Here is a 16769-nt window from a genome sequence, read left to right as displayed (position 1 = left end):
CTTCCTGGTCGCGGGGTATACCAACCAGGACCTAGCGTGGACGGGAGAGGGGGCCCACCCGCCCCCTCTCTCACGTCGTTCGTGCGCGCTCGCGCGAGCGCATCGCGCTGCGCATCCCGCGTCGGCGGGCGGAGTCGTCTACTGAGGACCGCGTGCGGGTCAGGACGGGTTCTGCGACAGGATCGCGATGATGCCGACGGCGGCGATGGCGAGGAGCGGACCGAAGGCCAGCAGTCGCTTGGCCATGACCCATGACGGGTTCTCCGGCGCCTCGGCTGCGAGCTGCACGACGGGCGCACTGCCGTCGTCGCTCGTGATGGTCGCACCGTTGTCGTCCTCGAGGACACGGGTGCCCGTCCAGGTCTTGCCGTTGAACTCGACGCGGCTGCCGTCATCGTCCGGGTGGGGGTACCAACCGGCGGCCTCGGTCTGAGCCGGCTTGTTGCGCTCGAACCGGAGGACGCGGGATTCGCCCCACTGCGTGCCGTCGAAGTGCAGTTCCTTCGTGGCGTCGTCCGGGTGCGGATACCAGCCAGCCATCGTTCCCATCCCTCCAGTATGCCAGCGCCGGGCTGGAGGTTCGTCCACACCCGTCGTCGAGCTGGCCGGTCGATAGGACAGCCGACGCGGTGAAGATGCGTCCGGCTGCAGCGACTGCGACCGCGGTCGCCTCGTCCGGGACATGCCGCCGGACGCGTGCGCGGCGCGACCGGCATTCTGCGTGCCGAATCGGCTTGTGACCCGCCCATGGCGCACACTAGTGTTGCGAGTTCTCGCCCACGGCGGCCGACGGTACGCCACCAGTGTGCCGATCGACCGCTCGTGCGCCCGTTCGATCACCCGCAGCCCCGCCGACCGACGGGGCCGGGCGGACGAGGCCATCCTGAACGTTGAAGGACGCACATGACCACGCCCCTGCCGACGAGCGCAGCATCGTCGAACTCCGCGTCGAATCCTGCGCAGCATCCTCCGCAGAATCCCGCGCAGAATCCCGCGCAGAGCACCTCGACGTCGTCCGGCCGCGATCACGGCGGGTCACCGGTGCTGTCCGACCTCACCGACCGGTACGTGCGTGAAGCACTGCGCGGCATCCCCACCCGGCAGCGCGAACGCGTCGATCAGGAGTTGCGCGCGTCGATCGCGGATGCCGTCGACGCCCGCCTCGAAGCAGGCTGGGCGGCGGGGGAGCTGACCGCTTCTGCAGCTGCGGAACGGGAGGTCCTGACCGAACTGGGCGACCCGGACCGACTCGCGGCCGCGTACACCAACCACTCCTTCCAGCTCATCGGCCCAGCGCTCTACTTCGACTGGCGCAAGCTCATGACGGTCGTGCTGTCCTCGATCGTCCCGCTCATCTTCCTGCTCATCGCCGGTATCGGATTCCTCACCGGGCGCGGGCCGATGACCGCCCTCGGCGGCGCATTCGTCGCGACCGTCACGATCACCGTGCACGTCCTGTTCTGGACGACGCTCGGGTTCGCGGTCGTCGAGCGCATCCTGCCTCGGGCGGACACGGGTGGTGGGCAGTCGAGGCGCAGATGGACGCTGGAGGCGCTGCAGGACACCTCGACCGAACGCGTCGACTTCGGGCTGCTCATCGGCGGGGTGACGCTCACGGCGTTCCTGGCGAGCCTGCTCGTGCTGTCGCAGGAGTTCAGTCCGGTCATCGACACCGCCGGGCGTCCGGTGCCGCTCATCGCACCGGCCCTGTGGGAGTCGGGGGCGCTGTATCTGCTCGTCGCCATCGCGATCTCCCGGATCTGGTTCGACCTGCTCGCGTACTACGTCGGCTGGGGGATCCCGCAGGCGTGTGCGAACGCCGTGCTCGCCGTCCTGTTCGTTGTGCCCGTCGTCGTCCTGCTCGTGAGCGGGCAGCTGCTGAACCCGGCGTTCTTCTCCGCGATCGGCTGGTCGTACGGCGCCTCCCCGGTCGGTGGGCTCACCTGGGTGATCGTCTCCGCGGTCGCCGTGCTCGGGTTGCTCGACGTCGTGCAGGGCTTCGTCCGCGGCATCCGCGGGGCGAGGGACGTCACGGAACGTACCAATCGCTGAGAGTCCGGACGCGCGGTCGCGCCTCGGGTGAGAATGGAAGCACCTATGAATGCGAACCAGACTCCAGCTCCTGAATCCGCCGCAACCAGCGCCGCTTTGCCCGCTGTTGTGCCTGCCACGGGCGCCACGACTCCCGCAGTGCAAGCGCAGCACACTCCGCAAGCGCAGCACAGCCCGCGACCGCAGCGTCCGCAGACCATCCTCGAGGTGCAGCGATCCGCCTTGGTCACCCCGCACCTCGTGCGCCTGACGCTCGGCGGCGACGGGTTCGCAGACTTCCAGGCCAAGGACGCGACCGACGCGTACGTCAAGATCTTCTTCGCCAAGCCGGAGCTCGGCCTCGAACCGCCGTACGACGTCCAGGCGCTCAAGGAGCGGCTCGCGCCGGAGGATCTCCCGGTGACGCGCACGTACACGGTGCGTCGCGTCGATCAGGCTGCACGGGCCATCGACATCGACTTCGTCGTCCACGGGGACGAGGGCCTCGCCGGGCCGTGGGCCGCGACGGCGAAACCCGGCGACCGGGTCGTGTTCGCGGGCCCGGGCGGCGCGTACAAGCCCGACGCGAGCGCCGACTGGCACCTGTTCGTCGGCGATGAATCCGCCACGCCGGCCATCGCGGCCGCCCTCGAAGCGCTCCCGGCCGATGCAACGGGTCTCGCCTTCCTCGAGATCGGCGGCACGGACGACGTGATCGATCTCGTCGCGCCAGGTGGCGTGCAGATCATCTGGGTCGGGCGCGGCGAACGCGGCGAGGGCACCCCGTCGCTCCTGGCGTCCGCCATCACCGCGTACCCGTGGCCCGACGGACGGGTCCAGGTCTTCGCCCACGGCGAGCGCGAGTCGATGAAGGCGCTCCGCGACGTGTTCATCACGCAGCGCGGTCTCGAACGCACGCAACTGTCGCTCTCCGGCTACTGGGCCGCCGGGCGCACGGAGGACCGGTTCCAGGCCGAGAAGCGCGAGCCGATCGGCGTCATCCTCCCGGCATGATCGTGACACCGGTCGCACACCCGGTGCGACCGGTGGTGTGATTCCCCGGTCCGCGCGGGGCTAGTGCGACGGGTCGGACGACTTCGCCCGGCTGCGACGCACCCTGGAGGGTCGTTCGACCTGCGCGCGGATGTCCGGCGGCACGAGCTCCAGCAGCTGATCGCGACGCAACGGCAGGTCGAGCAGGCTGAGCTTCAGCCGCCCCTTGCGGGAGTGCCTGCTCGGGTCGAGCCGGACGACGTTGGCGGCGTCCCTGACGAGCCGTACCGTGATGACCGCACCGCTGCCGACATCAGCGAGCACACGCCCGTCGATCTCGAGCGCCGCCGACTTCGTGGCGGTGCCGATCGTGAACTGCAGGCGCTCCGACGGACCGAGGATGATGGACCGGGCGATACCGGACATCGGCGCCACCGGCGTCACCACGGTTGCCGCGACGGCCGGGGAGAGCACCGGTCCGCCGGCCGCGTAGTTGTAGGCCGTCGACCCGGTCGGGGTGGCGATGACGATGGCATCCGCCTTGAAGTAGCCGTACGCCGTGCCGTCGACCGCGAGGTCCGCGAGGACGACCCCGGTGCCTGGTCGCCTGGCGATGGACACGTCGTTGAACGCGAGGAGATGGTTGACCGTGCCCTCCGCGGCGATCGTCACCTCGAGGCCGTGGTGCGGCTCGATCGAGAAGTCCTTGTTGTTGACCCGTTCGAGCGCCTGCGCGAGCCCGGCGGGTTCGACCTCGACGAGGAAGCCGACATTGCCGTAGTTGACCCCGAGCACGGGAGCGGACCGGCCGGCGAGCGTGCGCATCGCGCCCAGCATCGTCCCGTCTCCGCCCATCGCGACCGCGACGTCGACCTGGGCTGCGAAATCGTCCTCCTCGAGCAGCTCGACGTCGTCGCCGAGCCTCGACGCCTCCGACGTCAATCCGACGAGTCGTGCGCCGTTCGCCTGCTGCCAGGCGCGGAGGATGCGCACGGAATCGTCGATGTTCTTCGTGGGGTGGGTGATGAGTCCGATCGTGGTGGTCACCGTTGAAGCATAAACGTCCGCCCTGACAGCTGCCCGGCCGCCTGCGCCCGGGGGATCGTCCCGGTGCGCTTCACCGAGTCGTCCCGTATCCCATCGACGCCCGTTCCGAGGCAGGATGGAGGCATGAGCGCACACACGGGAGCATCCGCCGACGGGCACACGGGACCGGACGGCAGACGAGGCGGCCCGTGGGGACGCGGAGGGCGGGCCAGGGCGATCACGGTCGCCGTCGTCGCCGTGATCCTGGTGGTGCTCATCGGATTCGTCGTCTGGACGCAGATCGTGATGCAGGGAACGCGATCCGCCGCGCTCGCCGTGTGGGAGGATCCGGCAGTCACCGTGACCGATGTCGGCGATGCGGTGCTGCTGCAACCGACAGATCGAGCGCCCGGGTTCCGGACGGGCGCAGCAGCGCACGACGGCCTGGTGTTCATCCCGGGCGCCAAGGTCGACCCATACGCCTACCTCGGTGTGCTCTCGGGCGTCGTTGCGCAGGAGGGGCTGGCGGTCGTCATCACGAAACCCACCCTCAACCTCGCGTTCTTCGATCAGCGCCCGCTCAGCACCTTCACCGCCGCCGCGCCCGATGTCGAGGACTGGTACGTCGGCGGGCACTCGCTCGGCGGCGTGCGCGCGTGCCAGCTCGCGGGCGATGCCGACCAGAGCCCGGCGGTCCGCGGGCTCGTCCTGTTCGGCAGCTACTGTGCGAACGACCTGTCTGGTTCCGACCTCTCGGTGCTCAGCATCGCCGGGACCGACGACGGCCTGAGCACCCCGGACAAGGTCGCCGGCGCGCGACACCTGCTGCCGGCGGACGCGACGATGGTGAGCATCGCCGGGGCCAACCACGCGAGCTTCGGCGACTACGGCCTCCAGCCGGGGGACGGCACGGCCACGATCGATCACACCGAGGCGCGCACGGAGATCACCCGTGCGCTCGCCGACTTCTTCGGCTGAGTCGCGCGGGCGTCCCCGGCTCGTCTACGCGGGTTCCGGTGTTGTGCGCTCGCGCAGGAAGGCGATCCCTCGTTCGATGTCGATCGAGCCGCCGCCCTCGTGGCCGTTGTACGTCCAGACGTCGATCGACGCTTCGCCGCGGTACACGTTGTGGGCGCCGAACACGGTCGACGGAGGGCAGACCTCGTCCATCAGCGCCGCCGAGAAGTGTGCAGGCGCCGTCGCCCGCTTGGCGAAGTTCACCCCGTCGAAGTAGGAGAGCGTGCGGTGCGCCTGCTCGATCTCGTCGCGGTGGACGCGCAGGTAGTCCGCGACCTCACGGTACGGCGTCGCATCGGTGATGACGGTCGCGCGGGGGAAGTCGCACAGGAACGGCACCCAGGAGACCAGTGCGGCGAGGTCGTCGACGAGCCCGGCGACGGCGAGCGCGAGTCCGCCGCCTTGGCTCTGACCGAAGACGCCGACGGCGTCCGCCCGCACCTGCGGGAGGGTGCGCATCGCGTCGACGGCGCGCACGGCGTCCGTGATGAGCCTGCGGTAGTAGTAGTCCTCCTTCGAGCGGATGCCGCGTGTGAGCATGCCGGGGACCTGCGGGCCGGCCGGGCCGTCGTCCGCCGTGTCGCCGGCCGACCAGCCGGAGCCCTGTCCGCGTGTGTCCATCTGCAGGTGCGCGAACCCAGCCGACGCCCACACGAGGTTGTCGAGCGCGTGGCCCCGTCCGCCGCCGTATCCGACGTACTGGACGATGCCGGGGAGCGGCCCGTCGTGCCCGTGCGGCACCCGGAGCCAGGCCTTGACGTCCTGGCCGCCGAAGCCGGGGAACGTGACGTCGAAGGTGTCGATCGTGGTCAGCTCCGTCTCGACGAGTGTGACGACGGGGCTGATGCCCTCGCCCGCGAGTCTGGCCTCGTGGAGGGTGCCGGCCCAGAAGTCGTCGAAGTCGGCCGGATCGGTCTGGGTGCTCCGGTGCGCGCGCAGGGCGTCGATGGGGAGGTCGGTGAACGCCATGGGATCCTTCTGGTCGGTCGGCGGGTCGGCGCCTGGACGGGGGCTCGTCGCCAGTGTTCCACATGTCGATTCGGTGTGCGACACGCCCGCGGAATGTATCCCCCTTCTGGGGGACATCGACCGCGGATTTTCGCTATGCTCGTGGGGTTCGAGATCGACTACAGGTGTTGGGGAAATGATGTCAGAGCAGCAATCGGATCCGTCAGCCACCGTTTCCGCTGTCACTGGACGCTCCGCGCGAGTCACCCGCGACCGGATCAAGGCGCTCCTCGCCGGCGGCACGATCCTCGTCGCCGGAGCCGGTGTCACCCTCGCGGCCTGGACGACCGGCGCCACCGTCGCCACCCCGACGCTCAGCGCCGGCGAGTTCGGCGTGGAACTCTCCGTCGACGCCGGAGGGAGGTGGAAGGCTGCAACCGGCACCGGCCCGAACACCGCGCAGACCATCCGGTTCACGGGCGCATCGCAGACCCTCAAGCCCGGCATCGACCTGTACTCGACCTTCCTCGTCCGCACGACCGCCGGATCCTGGCAGGCCAACGGCGTGCTGAGCGCGGCCGGGGTCAAGGAGGGCAGCAGCACCGCCCTGCTCGACGGGCTGTCCTACGAGCTGTACGACGTCACGAACGCGTCGAGCTGCGCCGCAGGGGGAGCCGAACTCGTCCCGGCTCGACTGTTGCTCTCGAAGGGTGCCAAGGCCACTGCGGCCGATGCGGCGCCGGCCGTCGCCGCCGGGCGTCAGCTCGTGCTGGCCGAGGCCGCGACCACCGCACCGGGAGCGGTGTCGACCGTCTGCCTGCGACTGTCGATGGCCGACTCGGCCTACAACAACCGTCCGGAACTGATGAAGACGTCCGGAGGGTTCGTCTACGACCTCGTCGCGAACGAAGTTGTCAACTGACCGGGTGCGCACGCGTCGACGCCGGCCAGGTCCCGGCTGGCTCCTGACCGCCGCAGCCGTTGTCGGCGCCGTGAGCATCGTCCTCTTTGCGCTGTCGCTCCTGTTCGGCGTCCGGGTGTTCGCCTTCGCGACCGGTTCGACGGAACCGACGATCCCACGAGGCTCGCTCGGGCTGACGATCGAACGCGACGTCGCACTCGTCGAACCGGGCGATGTGGTGACGGTCGCACGGCCGGGGCAGCTGCCGGTGACCCACCGCATCGTCGCGATCGCGCCGCAGGCGACGGCGGAACCCGAACCGGGCCAGGGCTCTGCGCAGGAATCCGAGACGGCGGCGAGCGATGCCGCCGTCCTCACCCTGCAGGGCGACGCCAACCCGGGCCCCGACGCGTCGAGCTACACCGTGACGCGGGTGCAGCTGCTCATCGGCAGTATGCCGGGCGCCGGCTACGTCGTCGGCGCGATGCTCGGTCAGCCGTGGCTCATCGGCGTGCTCACGGTGCTGCTGGCGGCCGGTGTGACCTGGTACTGGTGGCCTGGCTCCGGGCGTCGGCGGGCGGGGGCGCCGACAGCATGAGGCGGCGTCTCGCCGTCGTCGTCGCGCTCACCGCTGTGCTCGCGCTCGCGAGCGGCGGCGGTGTCGCGTGGGCCGGGTGGTCGAGCGGGGCGAGCATCGCTGACTCCGGTGTGACGACGGGATCGTTCACACCCCAGTCGAAGCAGGGCGCCGGGGCGTGGACGCCGTGGGAGCAGTTGCCGGACGCCTGGGGCGCTTCGACCGAACTGCCCGTCGTCGATGGCGCGTCGGTCGTCCCCGGCTCGACGGTCTACACGGAGGTGGAGCTGCGGAACACCGGCGATCTGGACGGATCCGCTTCGATCGGCGCAGCAGCCGTGCAGTGGGCCGCAGCATCGGAGCTGTCCGTCGTCCAGGTCGCCGCCGGGGTCAGGCACTCGCTCATCCTGACCGATGACGGCAGCGTATACGCCTTCGGTTCCGGAGCCGATGGGCAGCTCGGCACGGGATTGTTCGCTGGGTCGAGTGTGCCGGTGCAGGTGCGTGCCGGAGCACAGGCAGGAGCCGGGGGTGGTTCTGGCGGTGGCACGGGGAGCACTGCCGGCACACGGATGCTGTCCGGCATCGCGCAGGTCGCCGCCGGCGACAACGTCTCGGTCGCCGTCGCACGGGACGGCTCCGTGTACGTCTGGGGTTCGGGGTACTGGGGGAGTCTCGGCGACGGGTCCTCCGGGGACGGTCGCCGGGCGCCCGTCCCCGTGCGGGTGGGAGGCGGCGAACAGGGCGGGACCTGGCTCGGCGGGATCGTGCAGGCGTCCGTCGACTCCTGGCGCGGCACCGTGCTCGTGCGGACGGCCGATGGTGCGGTGTACGGCTGGGGGAGCGGCAACGCGGTGCTCAACGGGGTGCGGACGGCCGTCCCCAAGCGTCTCGTGGCGGGGGACCAGGGCGGCGCCTATCTCACTGGGATCACCTCGGTGAGCGTCGATCTGGGGTTCGCGCTCGCCGTCACGAGCGATCGGATGCCGCTCGTCTGGGGCAACCGCGATGGCAACAGCGGCGAGATGGGCAACGGGACGACCGGTTCGACGGTGGGGTCCTCGTCCGCCGTGCCGAAGTGGATCCCGGGCGGAGCGCAGGGCGGTGTCTGGCTGCGAGACGTGGTCGACGTCTCTGCCGGGCTCTACCTGTCGGTGGTCGACTCGTCCGGTCGAGCGTTCGTATGGGGGAACGGCAAGACGCTCGCCGAGGCGGTGTCGGTGCCGCCCGTCCGCGCGGTGCGCACCGGTTCGAGTGCTCCTGCGCTCTTCGTCACGACCGACGACCGGCTGTATGCGGCCGGCTCCGGGATCCAGACGGGGACGGGCGCGGCCGATGCATCTGTCACAGCGCCCATCACTGCTCCCATCGCCGTCGCCGCTGGCGTGCAGGCGCCAGGCCAGGCTCCCGGACCGTCCCAGCCGCGTCTGGCCGGGGTCAGGCAGGCAGCGGGCGGCAGCGGCTTCGGCGCCGCCGTCACGCGCGACGGCGGCCTGTACACCTGGGGTGCGAACGCGCTCGGGCAACTCGGAACGGGCGGCAGGGTCGAACAGCTCATCGGCGAGGGACGGACGTCCCGTGACGCGACGACGGCGGACGTGACCCTCACAACGACGATGAACGTGCAGCGCTCGGCGAGCGCGGCCGCGAGCCTCGCCATCCGCGACGACGGCGCCAATCGTCTGCAGGCGACCTTCCGCTCGGTGGACGACGGGCGCATCGACCTCGTGGCGTCGGTCGGCGGTGTCGACCGTGTGCTGTATTCGAGCGTCGGCGAGGTCGGCGCAGAGGTCGTCGGGCTCTCGCTCACCGCCATCGGATCCGCGGTGACCCTGATCCGCGACGGTGCGGTCGTGTTCGAGGGCCGTCTGACCGCTGCGGAAGCTGCGGCGCTCACCTCGACGAGGGTGTCATTGCTCGTCGACGGGGCCTCCGTGTCCCAGACGGGGATCACCGCTCCGGCGGTGTGGCCGACGCTCGGGGCATGGGTCCAGCGCGGCATCGGCGGGGGCGAGGCGTACGGCGGTTCGTTCGGGGCGATGCGGTTCGCCTTCAACACCGGGAGGGACATCCCGGGGAGCGACTACCGGAACGCCGTGCTGACCTGGTCGAACGCGAGCGGCGAGCATCGGCAGGTCCTCCCGCTCGACGCGTGGACGCCGTCGGGCGGCGCGAGCATCGATGGCGGGGTCGCCCACCTCCCCGTGCCGGGCGCGCAGCTGCTCTCACCGCTCGTGCGCGTCGACGCCCCACGTGTGTGGACGTTGACCTTCGAGACCGCGATGACCGCCGATTCGCCGAAGGATGCGCTGTACACCGGCTACAACGCCGGGAGCTACTACTACGACGCCGACGGTACGGTCGGTGTGCCCAACAACGCCAACTGGCTCGCGAACGGCTACGCAGACCCGGTGCCGAGCGAGCGCATCATCCTCGCCGAGGGCTGGGAGGATCTGCGGAACTGGGTGACCGATGCCGGTGCGCCGCGGGTGAGCACCTCGGATTCCGCCGGTGGTGTCGTCGGCGACCAGGCGGCGCCCGTCCGTCCGAGACGAGCCGCCGTGCTGCTGTACTCCGCCTACCTCAATCCGCCCTCGTGTTCGGCGGCCGGGGTGTCGGCGTCGACGAGGATCGTGGACGGCTGGGACATCCGGATCGCACCGGGGAAGGTCGTGTCGATGGCCGCCGGCGCCGCTCCCGAGCGGTTGTGCCTGCAGCTCGGGACCGACCTGGCCGGTGTTCTCGGCGTACGATGGCCGCTCACCGCGGAGATCACCAAGTAGTCGTGCGCCGTGCGCCCGGCCGTGTGCCGTGCCGTGCGCGGCAGGCGCATCCTGCCCGGCCGGGGTCCGATCAGCCCTTCGGGACCGGCGGTCCGCCGACGAGCAGTGCGCTGAAGACTACAACGACGCCGACGACGAAGATCGCCCCGAACACGACCGGGTGCCCGAGGAACCAGCGCAGGGTCCGGTCGAACCACCTGGCGTCACGGGGATCGTCCGTCTGCTCGATCCGCCACGCGCCGTCGAGCCGTCCGGTGCGGTCGGCCCACACGTCGAAGGGGATCGTGGCGTAGGGGATGACGGCGCTCGCGACACCGGCGGCGATCGTCGGGACGGACCAGCGCTGGTTGAGCCCCACCACCACGGCCGAGGCCGCGTAGACGAGGAAGACGAAACCGTGGATCGATCCGCCGATCCGCACGCCGAGATCACCGGCGTCCACGACGTACTTCAGGATCAGGCCGATGATCAGCAGCGTCCAGGTGACGGCTTCGGCGATGGCGACGGTGCGGAAGAAAATGCGGGGTGACACGAGCGGAACTCCAGACGTCCGAGATCGGGCGGTCTTCCATGATCGCAGGGCCGCGCCGTGCCGCCCAATCGGCGAACCCGTCCGGTCTCGGCCTCGATGCCGTTCAGACGGCGCCGAGACGTTGCCCGAGCCCGTCAGGAGTGCGGCAGCGAGCGCAGCTCCACGACCTTCGCATTCCACGGGCAGTAGTACTCGGACGTGACCGTTCCGTCCTCCACGTGCTGCGGAAGACCGTCGCACACCTCGATCGCGACGTCAGCGAACTCGAGCGTCTTCGGGTCGATGTGCCACGACCACGGCTTGTTGACGCCGCCGTCGCCGCGTTCCACCTTGCCGAGCGGGATCGTGCCCTCCGTGCCGCCGTTCATCAGCCCGACCACGTGGGCGACGAGCGCGTCGGTCGTCAGCTCGATCGAGTACTCGCCCTGACCCGCCACCTCGAACGTGACGACGGCCGGCGCGGTTGCGACGGCATCGGAGGGCGGAGGATCGCACGCCGTCAACGCGGCGCAGCACAGCACGATCCCGCTCGTGGCGGCGAGCAACTGGACGATCCTCTTGCGGCGGGCGATCCGTGATGCCGCCGTCAGCGAGCTGCGCATGGAGACAACTGTGGCACGATCCCGGCCCGACGTCATGTTTCGTCCTGAGAGGACGCTGCGCAGTTGCACCGCAGGCCCGGGTAGCGTTGTCACCGGGCGCGAACGACGCCCGCGGAGGTGATGGATCGTGGTTGGACTCTCGGATGGCTGGGATGCCGTGACGGCGGCGGAACTGCGATCCAGGGGGACCCGGAAATGGTCCGTCGCGGGGCACGCGGCACCAGGCGGCCTGAACCCGTCGAGCGGCGCCGTGCACGCCGGTGGCCCGGACGCAGCCGACCCCATCGGCGCGTGGGTCGCGGAGATGGACTTCGGCACCGCGCCGGAGGTGCTGGCGGCCCTCGATGACGCCGCTGCGCGCTACCGATTCGGCTACGCCCCGCCGTCGATCGTCGACGACCTCGCCGACGCGACATCCGAGTGGTACCTGCGGAACACGGGGTGGCGGGTCGACCCGGCGGACATCGCGCCCATCGCAGACGTCATCGCCGGCCTCGAACTCGCGATCGAATACTTCTCGAAGCCCGGAGCGCCCGTCATCGTGCCGACGCCGGCGTATCCGCCGTTCCTCTTCGTCCCCCCAGCGCTCGGACGCGAGGTCATCGAGGTGTCGATGCTGCGCGACGAGGCCGGCGGCTTCAGCCTCGACCTCGACGCGATCGCCGACCATCTCGCGGCGGGAGCCGATCTCGTCGTCCTCGCCAATCCGGGCAACCCTGGCGGCAAGGTGTACCGTCCGGATGAGCTCTCGGCGCTCGCCGAGGTCGTCGACGCGGCCGACGCTCGGGTGTTCAGCGATGAGATCCACGCGCCCCTGACGCTCTTCGGCAACCAACACGTGCCGTTCGCGAGCGTGTCCGATGCCGCAGCGCGTGTGGCGCTCACATCGACGTCCGCGTCCAAGGCGTGGAACGTCGCCGGGCTGAAATGCGCCCAGCTCATCGTGAGCTCCGACGCCGACCGGGGCGTCTGGAAGGGCATCCGCCGGATCGAGAGCCACGGGGCGTCGATCCTCGGCATCCTCGCGAACACCGCGGCGTTCCGTGCCGACCAGGCATGGCTCGACGCCGTGCGGTCGTACCTGCAGGGCAACGTGGCCGTGCTCGACGCCGCGCTCGCGGAGAAGCTGCCCGCCGCCCGTCGTGCACCGATCGAGGGGACGTACCTCGCCTGGCTCGACCTGTCCGCCTATGGCGTCGGCGAGGACCCGGCCGCGTTCCTCTACGAGCGCACAGCGGTGCTCACCAACAGCGGCCCGACGTTCGGCGCAGATGGGAGAGGGCACGTCCGCCTGAACCTCGCGACGCCGACGCCCGTGCTGGCCGAGATCCTACGCCGGTTCGGCGAGGTGCTGACGCCGATCGAGGGGTGAACCGGTCGATCCGCGGGCGTCTGCCGGTCTGTCGATGTGGCCGATCCTGTGGTTCGGGAATGCCGTCGCACGGCACAGCGTTCCACGTAATCATGCAAACGCATAAGAATTGGGAAAGCAGGGCAGGGCGATGACACAGCAGGTCGAGTTCGGGATCGACACCTTCGGTGACGTGACGGTCGATGCGGCGGGAGCGCCGATCTCCCAGGCGCAGGTCCTGCGCAACCTCGTCGACGAGGGCGTTCGGGCCGAGGAGGTCGGGCTCGACTTCATCGGGATCGGCGAACACCACCGCGAGGACTTCGCCGTGTCGGCGCCGGAGGTCGTCCTCGCCGCGATCGCGGCGCGCACCGAGCGCATCCATGTCGGTTCAGCCGTCACCGTGCTGAGCTCCGATGACCCGGTGCGGGTCTTCCAACGGTTCTCGACGCTCGACGGGCTCTCCGGCGGGCGTGCGGAGGTCATCCTCGGCCGTGGGTCGTTCACCGAGTCGTTCCCGCTGTTCGGGCTCGAACTCGGCCGCTACGAGGAGCTGTTCGATGAGAAGCTCGACCTCTTCGCGGAGTTGCTCAAGCAGGAGCCCGTCACCTGGTCAGGCAATACTCGCGCCGCGCTCACCGGTCAGTCGGTCTACCCGCGGGTGGAGTCGGGGACACTCAAGACGTGGGTCGGTGTCGGCGGCAGCCCCGAGTCGGTGGTCCGCGCAGCACGGTACGGGCTGCCGTTGATGCTCGCGGTCATCGGTGGAGGCCCGCTGCGCTTCGCGCCGTTCGTCGACCTCTACCACCGTGCGCTCGCCCAGTTCCAGATCGCGGAGCAGCCGGTGGGCATGCACTCGCCGGGTCACATCGCCGAAACGGACGATCTGGCGCGCGAACAGCTGTGGCCGCACTATTCGGTCATGGTGGACCGCATCGGCCGTGAACGCGGCTGGGGACCGATGAGCCACGAGCGTTTTGTGGACGAGACCGGGCCCGACGGCGCCTTGTTCGCCGGTTCGCCCGAGACCGTCGCTGCGAAGCTCGTCACGGCGATCCGCGGTCTCGGGCTCTCTCGCGTCGACCTGAAGGTCAGCAACGGCACGCTGCCGCACGAGCAGATCATGCGCAGCATCGAGTTGTACGGCACCGAAGTCGTGCCGCGTGTGCGCCGGGCCCTCGAGCAGGACGCCTGACCCGTCCCACCCGCGTGAGAGGAGGCGTATGGTCCTCCAGGCCCCTGTCTGGAGGACCATACGCCTCCCCTCGCGGCGTGCCGGCTCAGGACTCGATGGCGACGTCGTCGGGCGACTTGTCCGGGCGCCAGCCGCGCCACGACGGTTGGCGCAGACGGCCGTCCGAGGTCCACTCCGCGAAGGTGACCTCCCCGACGAGTGTCGGCGTGATCCAGTGCGCGTCGGAGGCATCGGCCGCCGGCACATCGTGGAACGGGGATGTCGTGTTCTGGATCGCCGCGAATCGTGTGGTCAGCTCGACGAGCTGCTGCTCGCGGAACCCCGTCCCGACCCGCCCGACGTAGTGCAGACCGTCCTCGTCCGGCACCCCCATCAGGAGCGAGCCGACCACACCGTCCCGACGGCCTCTGCCCGGCCGCCACCCGCCGATGACGACCTCCTGCATCCGCAGATGCTTGATCTTGACCCACGCCCCGCTCCGGCGGCCCGGCCGATACCGGGAGTCGCGTTCCTTCGCGACCACACCCTCGAGCCCGAGTTCACGACTCGTGTCGATCGCCCCGCGCAGATCGCCCTCGAAGGCGGGAGGGACGAGCACACAGCCTGCGTCCCCGGCCGGTACGAGTCGTTCGAGGACGGCTCGGCGATCCGTGTAGACCGACGACGTGAGGTCGTCGCCGTTCACTTCCAGCACGTCGAACACGAGGTAGCGGACGGGGGTCCGCGCCATGGCCCGCTCGACGTCCGCCGGAGCGGTCAGGTGCATCCGCTGCTGCAACCGCGCAAAATCCGGCCGGCCGGTGCCGTCGAGCGCGACGATCTCGCCGTCGAACGTGACGGCGTCGACTCGGCGGCCGTCAGCGGTCCGAACGGCGTCGGCGTCGAGCAGGAGTGCTTCGACGATCTCCGGATAGCCGGGGGTGAGGTCCTTCCCGTTCCGACTCGTGAGGTGGACGACGCCCGTGCGGGCATCGACGTTCGCGATCGCGCGGATGCCGTCCCACTTCATCTCGAACGCCCAGTCGGACTCAGCGTCGATGTCGAGAGTCGACCCGGCTGAAGCCAGCATGGGGGCGATGCCGCGTGACCCCGTTGTGCTTCCCGCGCCGTTCACGATCGAGCGCGCCGGCGGACCCAGCGGCTGTCGGTGACCGTGCGCCTCCCTGGGCGGGCGGGCTCCGGCCCGGTGCGAGCCGGGGACGTGTGTGCCGGTGGTGCGCACGCCGCCGGCATCATCAGCCGGGTTCATCAGATGGATGAGCCAGTTCTGCTTGCCGGATTCACCACCCGTCCTGATGAGCGCGAACCGCCGGTCCCCGCCCAGCCCGCCGCCGTCCTCACCGCGCAGGGTGACGATCACCTCGTCGGACCGCCACTTCTCGAGCGTGTACGTTCCGGTGTCCCAGATCTCCATCGAACCGGCTCCGTACTCGCCCTTGGGGATGACGCCCTCGAACGAGCCGTACTCGATCGGATGGTCCTCGGTCTGCACCGCGAGGTGATTGTGGGTGTGGTCGGTCGGGACCCCCTTGGGGAGCGCCCAGGAGACGAGGACGCCGTCGTGTTCGAGCCGGAGGTCGAAGTGGAGGCGGCTCGCGTCGTGGCGGTGGACGACGAAGCTCTGGCCGGACGGTTCAACGGGTGCATCCACGGACTGTTCCGCATCCGATGGCTCGGCGTCAGGCGTCGGCACCGGCTCAGGCGTGCGGCTGGCGTCGCGTTTGCTGCGGTAGGCGACGAGACGATCCGCCGCCGCCGCGCCGGTGCTTGGGACCGGCGCCGACGTCGGCGCCGTGCGTGAAGCCGAAGTCGTCTGCGCCGACCGGCGGGAGGCCAACGCGGCACGTTCCACCAGATCATGCATCGGCTCCGCTCCGGCCTCCACCAGCCGGACCACCTCCGAGAGTTCCAACTGCGCCAGGTCGGGGTCCTCAAGATCCCGCCACGTCCGCGGCGCTGCCACCGTGGGTCGGAACCGTCCCCTGAGGGAGTACGGGGCGACCGTCGTCTTCGCCCCGTTGTTCTGACTCCAGTCCACCAAGACCTTGCCGGTGCGCAGCGTCTTCTTCATATCGCTCACCACGAGCTCCGGATGGTCCGCTTCGAGCGCGCGTGCGAGCTCGTGGGCGACGAGGGAGATCTCCTCGGCTGTGTGGGTCCCGTCGAGCGCCGCGTACAGGTGGATGCCCTTGCTCCCGCTCGTCACCGGCACCGGGTCGAGACCCATGTCCTGCAGCAGTGTGCGAGCCAGCCGGGCGACCTCGACGCACTCGGCGAGACCAGCGCCGTCACCCGGATCGAGGTCGAGGACGAACCGGTCCGGGTTCCGCCTCGCCCCACCGCGCCCGAAACGCCACTGCGGGACGTGGATCTCGATCGCCGCGACCTGGCCCAACCAGGTGAGCGTCGCGAGATCGTTGACGAGCGGATACTCGTTCGAGTGATCGCTGTGCTCGATCGTGCGCCGTTTCACCCAACCGGGCGTCGACGCGTCGAGGTTCTTCTGGAAGAACACCTGCCCAGGCGCGTCCGGGGTCCCGACCCCGTGCACCCAGCGCTTCCTCGTCGCCGGACGATCCATCACGAGCGGCAGCATCACCGGGGCGACGGCGGCGTAGTACGCGAGCACCTCGCCCTTGGTCGTCCCCGTCTCCGGGTACATGACCTTGTCGAGGTTCGTCAGGCGCAGGCGGTGTCCGTCGATCGACACCAGCTGCCCCTTCGTGTCCTTCGGCATGGGACGAGCATCGCCCGCTTGCACCGCAAGGGCTACCCCTTGACAGGTGCGCGGGTGTGTACTGAACCGCAGGTGT

14 protein-coding genes are annotated in these 16769 nt (G+C 70.1%); 8 read left to right on the top strand and 6 right to left on the bottom strand.

Annotated features, from left to right (window positions below):
* Positions 1-159 precede the first annotated feature (159 nt).
* A complete protein-coding gene (locus ACL9RL_RS12980) occupies positions 160-549 on the bottom strand; it encodes a hypothetical protein (RefSeq protein ID WP_422780673.1) in 390 nt (129 codons plus the stop codon).
* 354 nt (positions 550-903) lie between these two features.
* Between ACL9RL_RS12980 and ACL9RL_RS12975 the strand changes: the two genes are divergently transcribed.
* Entirely contained in the window at positions 904-2052 is a 1149-nt protein-coding gene (locus ACL9RL_RS12975) for a permease prefix domain 1-containing protein (protein ID WP_422780672.1), read from the top strand.
* 207 nt (positions 2053-2259) lie between these two features.
* Complete coding sequence (locus tag ACL9RL_RS12970) at positions 2260-3045, top strand: siderophore-interacting protein (RefSeq protein ID WP_422780671.1); 786 nt, start codon at positions 2260-2262, stop codon at positions 3043-3045.
* Positions 3046-3105: 60 nt separating this feature from the next.
* Here ACL9RL_RS12970 and ACL9RL_RS12965 read toward each other — a convergent pair whose 3' ends face one another.
* Positions 3106-4071: an NAD(+)/NADH kinase gene (locus tag ACL9RL_RS12965; protein WP_422780670.1), complete on the bottom strand. Its 966-nt coding sequence runs from the start codon at positions 4069-4071 to the stop codon at positions 3106-3108.
* Positions 4072-4194: 123 nt separating this feature from the next.
* On the opposite strand from ACL9RL_RS12965, the gene ACL9RL_RS12960 reads away from it, so the two are divergent.
* Positions 4195-5028 carry an alpha/beta hydrolase gene (locus tag ACL9RL_RS12960; RefSeq protein WP_422780669.1) on the top strand — a complete coding sequence of 278 codons (834 nt, stop codon included), beginning with the start codon at positions 4195-4197 and terminating at the stop codon, positions 5026-5028.
* Between the two features lie 24 nt (positions 5029-5052).
* On the opposite strand, the gene ACL9RL_RS12955 is transcribed toward ACL9RL_RS12960, so the two are convergent.
* On the bottom strand, positions 5053-6036 hold the full coding sequence (locus ACL9RL_RS12955; RefSeq protein ID WP_422780668.1) for an acetylxylan esterase: 984 nt from the start codon (positions 6034-6036) through the stop codon (positions 5053-5055).
* A gap of 178 nt (positions 6037-6214) precedes the next feature.
* On the opposite strand from ACL9RL_RS12955, the gene ACL9RL_RS12950 reads away from it, so the two are divergent.
* From ACL9RL_RS12950 to ACL9RL_RS12940, 3 genes are read left to right on the top strand one after another with little or no spacing between them, the layout of a single operon-like run.
* Positions 6215-6937: a hypothetical protein gene (locus ACL9RL_RS12950; protein ID WP_422780667.1), complete on the top strand. Its 723-nt coding sequence runs from the start codon at positions 6215-6217 to the stop codon at positions 6935-6937.
* A 4-nt stretch (positions 6938-6941) separates the two neighbouring features.
* Positions 6942-7514, top strand: coding sequence for a S26 family signal peptidase (locus tag ACL9RL_RS12945; protein WP_422780666.1), 573 nt, complete (start codon positions 6942-6944; stop codon positions 7512-7514).
* Positions 7511-10276, top strand: coding sequence for an RCC1 domain-containing protein (locus ACL9RL_RS12940; RefSeq protein WP_422780665.1), 2766 nt, complete (start codon positions 7511-7513; stop codon positions 10274-10276). Before ACL9RL_RS12945 ends, ACL9RL_RS12940 begins: the two co-directional genes overlap by 4 nt.
* Before the next feature lie 70 nt (positions 10277-10346).
* Here ACL9RL_RS12940 and ACL9RL_RS12935 read toward each other — a convergent pair whose 3' ends face one another.
* Together ACL9RL_RS12935 and ACL9RL_RS12930 are read right to left on the bottom strand one after the other, a co-directional pair.
* Complete coding sequence (locus ACL9RL_RS12935) at positions 10347-10808, bottom strand: DUF3817 domain-containing protein (RefSeq protein ID WP_422780664.1); 462 nt, start codon at positions 10806-10808, stop codon at positions 10347-10349.
* 134 nt (positions 10809-10942) lie between these two features.
* Positions 10943-11410, bottom strand: a complete 468-nt coding sequence (locus ACL9RL_RS12930; protein WP_422780663.1) for a hypothetical protein — start codon at positions 11408-11410, stop codon at positions 10943-10945.
* 127 nt (positions 11411-11537) lie between these two features.
* Here ACL9RL_RS12930 and ACL9RL_RS12925 point away from each other — a divergent pair, with 127 nt between their 5' ends.
* A complete protein-coding gene (locus tag ACL9RL_RS12925; protein ID WP_422780662.1) occupies positions 11538-12782 on the top strand; it encodes a MalY/PatB family protein in 1245 nt (414 codons plus the stop codon).
* Positions 12783-12912: 130 nt separating this feature from the next.
* Positions 12913-13956 (top strand): LLM class flavin-dependent oxidoreductase, encoded by a 1044-nt coding sequence (locus tag ACL9RL_RS12920; RefSeq protein WP_422780661.1) that lies wholly within the window; start codon positions 12913-12915, stop codon positions 13954-13956.
* A gap of 85 nt (positions 13957-14041) precedes the next feature.
* Here the strand turns inward: ACL9RL_RS12920 and ACL9RL_RS12915 are convergent, their stop codons facing one another.
* A complete protein-coding gene (locus ACL9RL_RS12915) occupies positions 14042-16693 on the bottom strand; it encodes an ATP-dependent DNA ligase (protein ID WP_422780660.1) in 2652 nt (883 codons plus the stop codon).
* Positions 16694-16769: the final 76 nt, after the last annotated feature.

This window comes from Plantibacter sp. Mn2098, from assembly GCF_049319745.1.
Taxonomy (GTDB): domain Bacteria; phylum Actinomycetota; class Actinomycetes; order Actinomycetales; family Microbacteriaceae; genus Plantibacter.
This window is presented reverse-complemented; position numbering and strand designations above follow the sequence as displayed.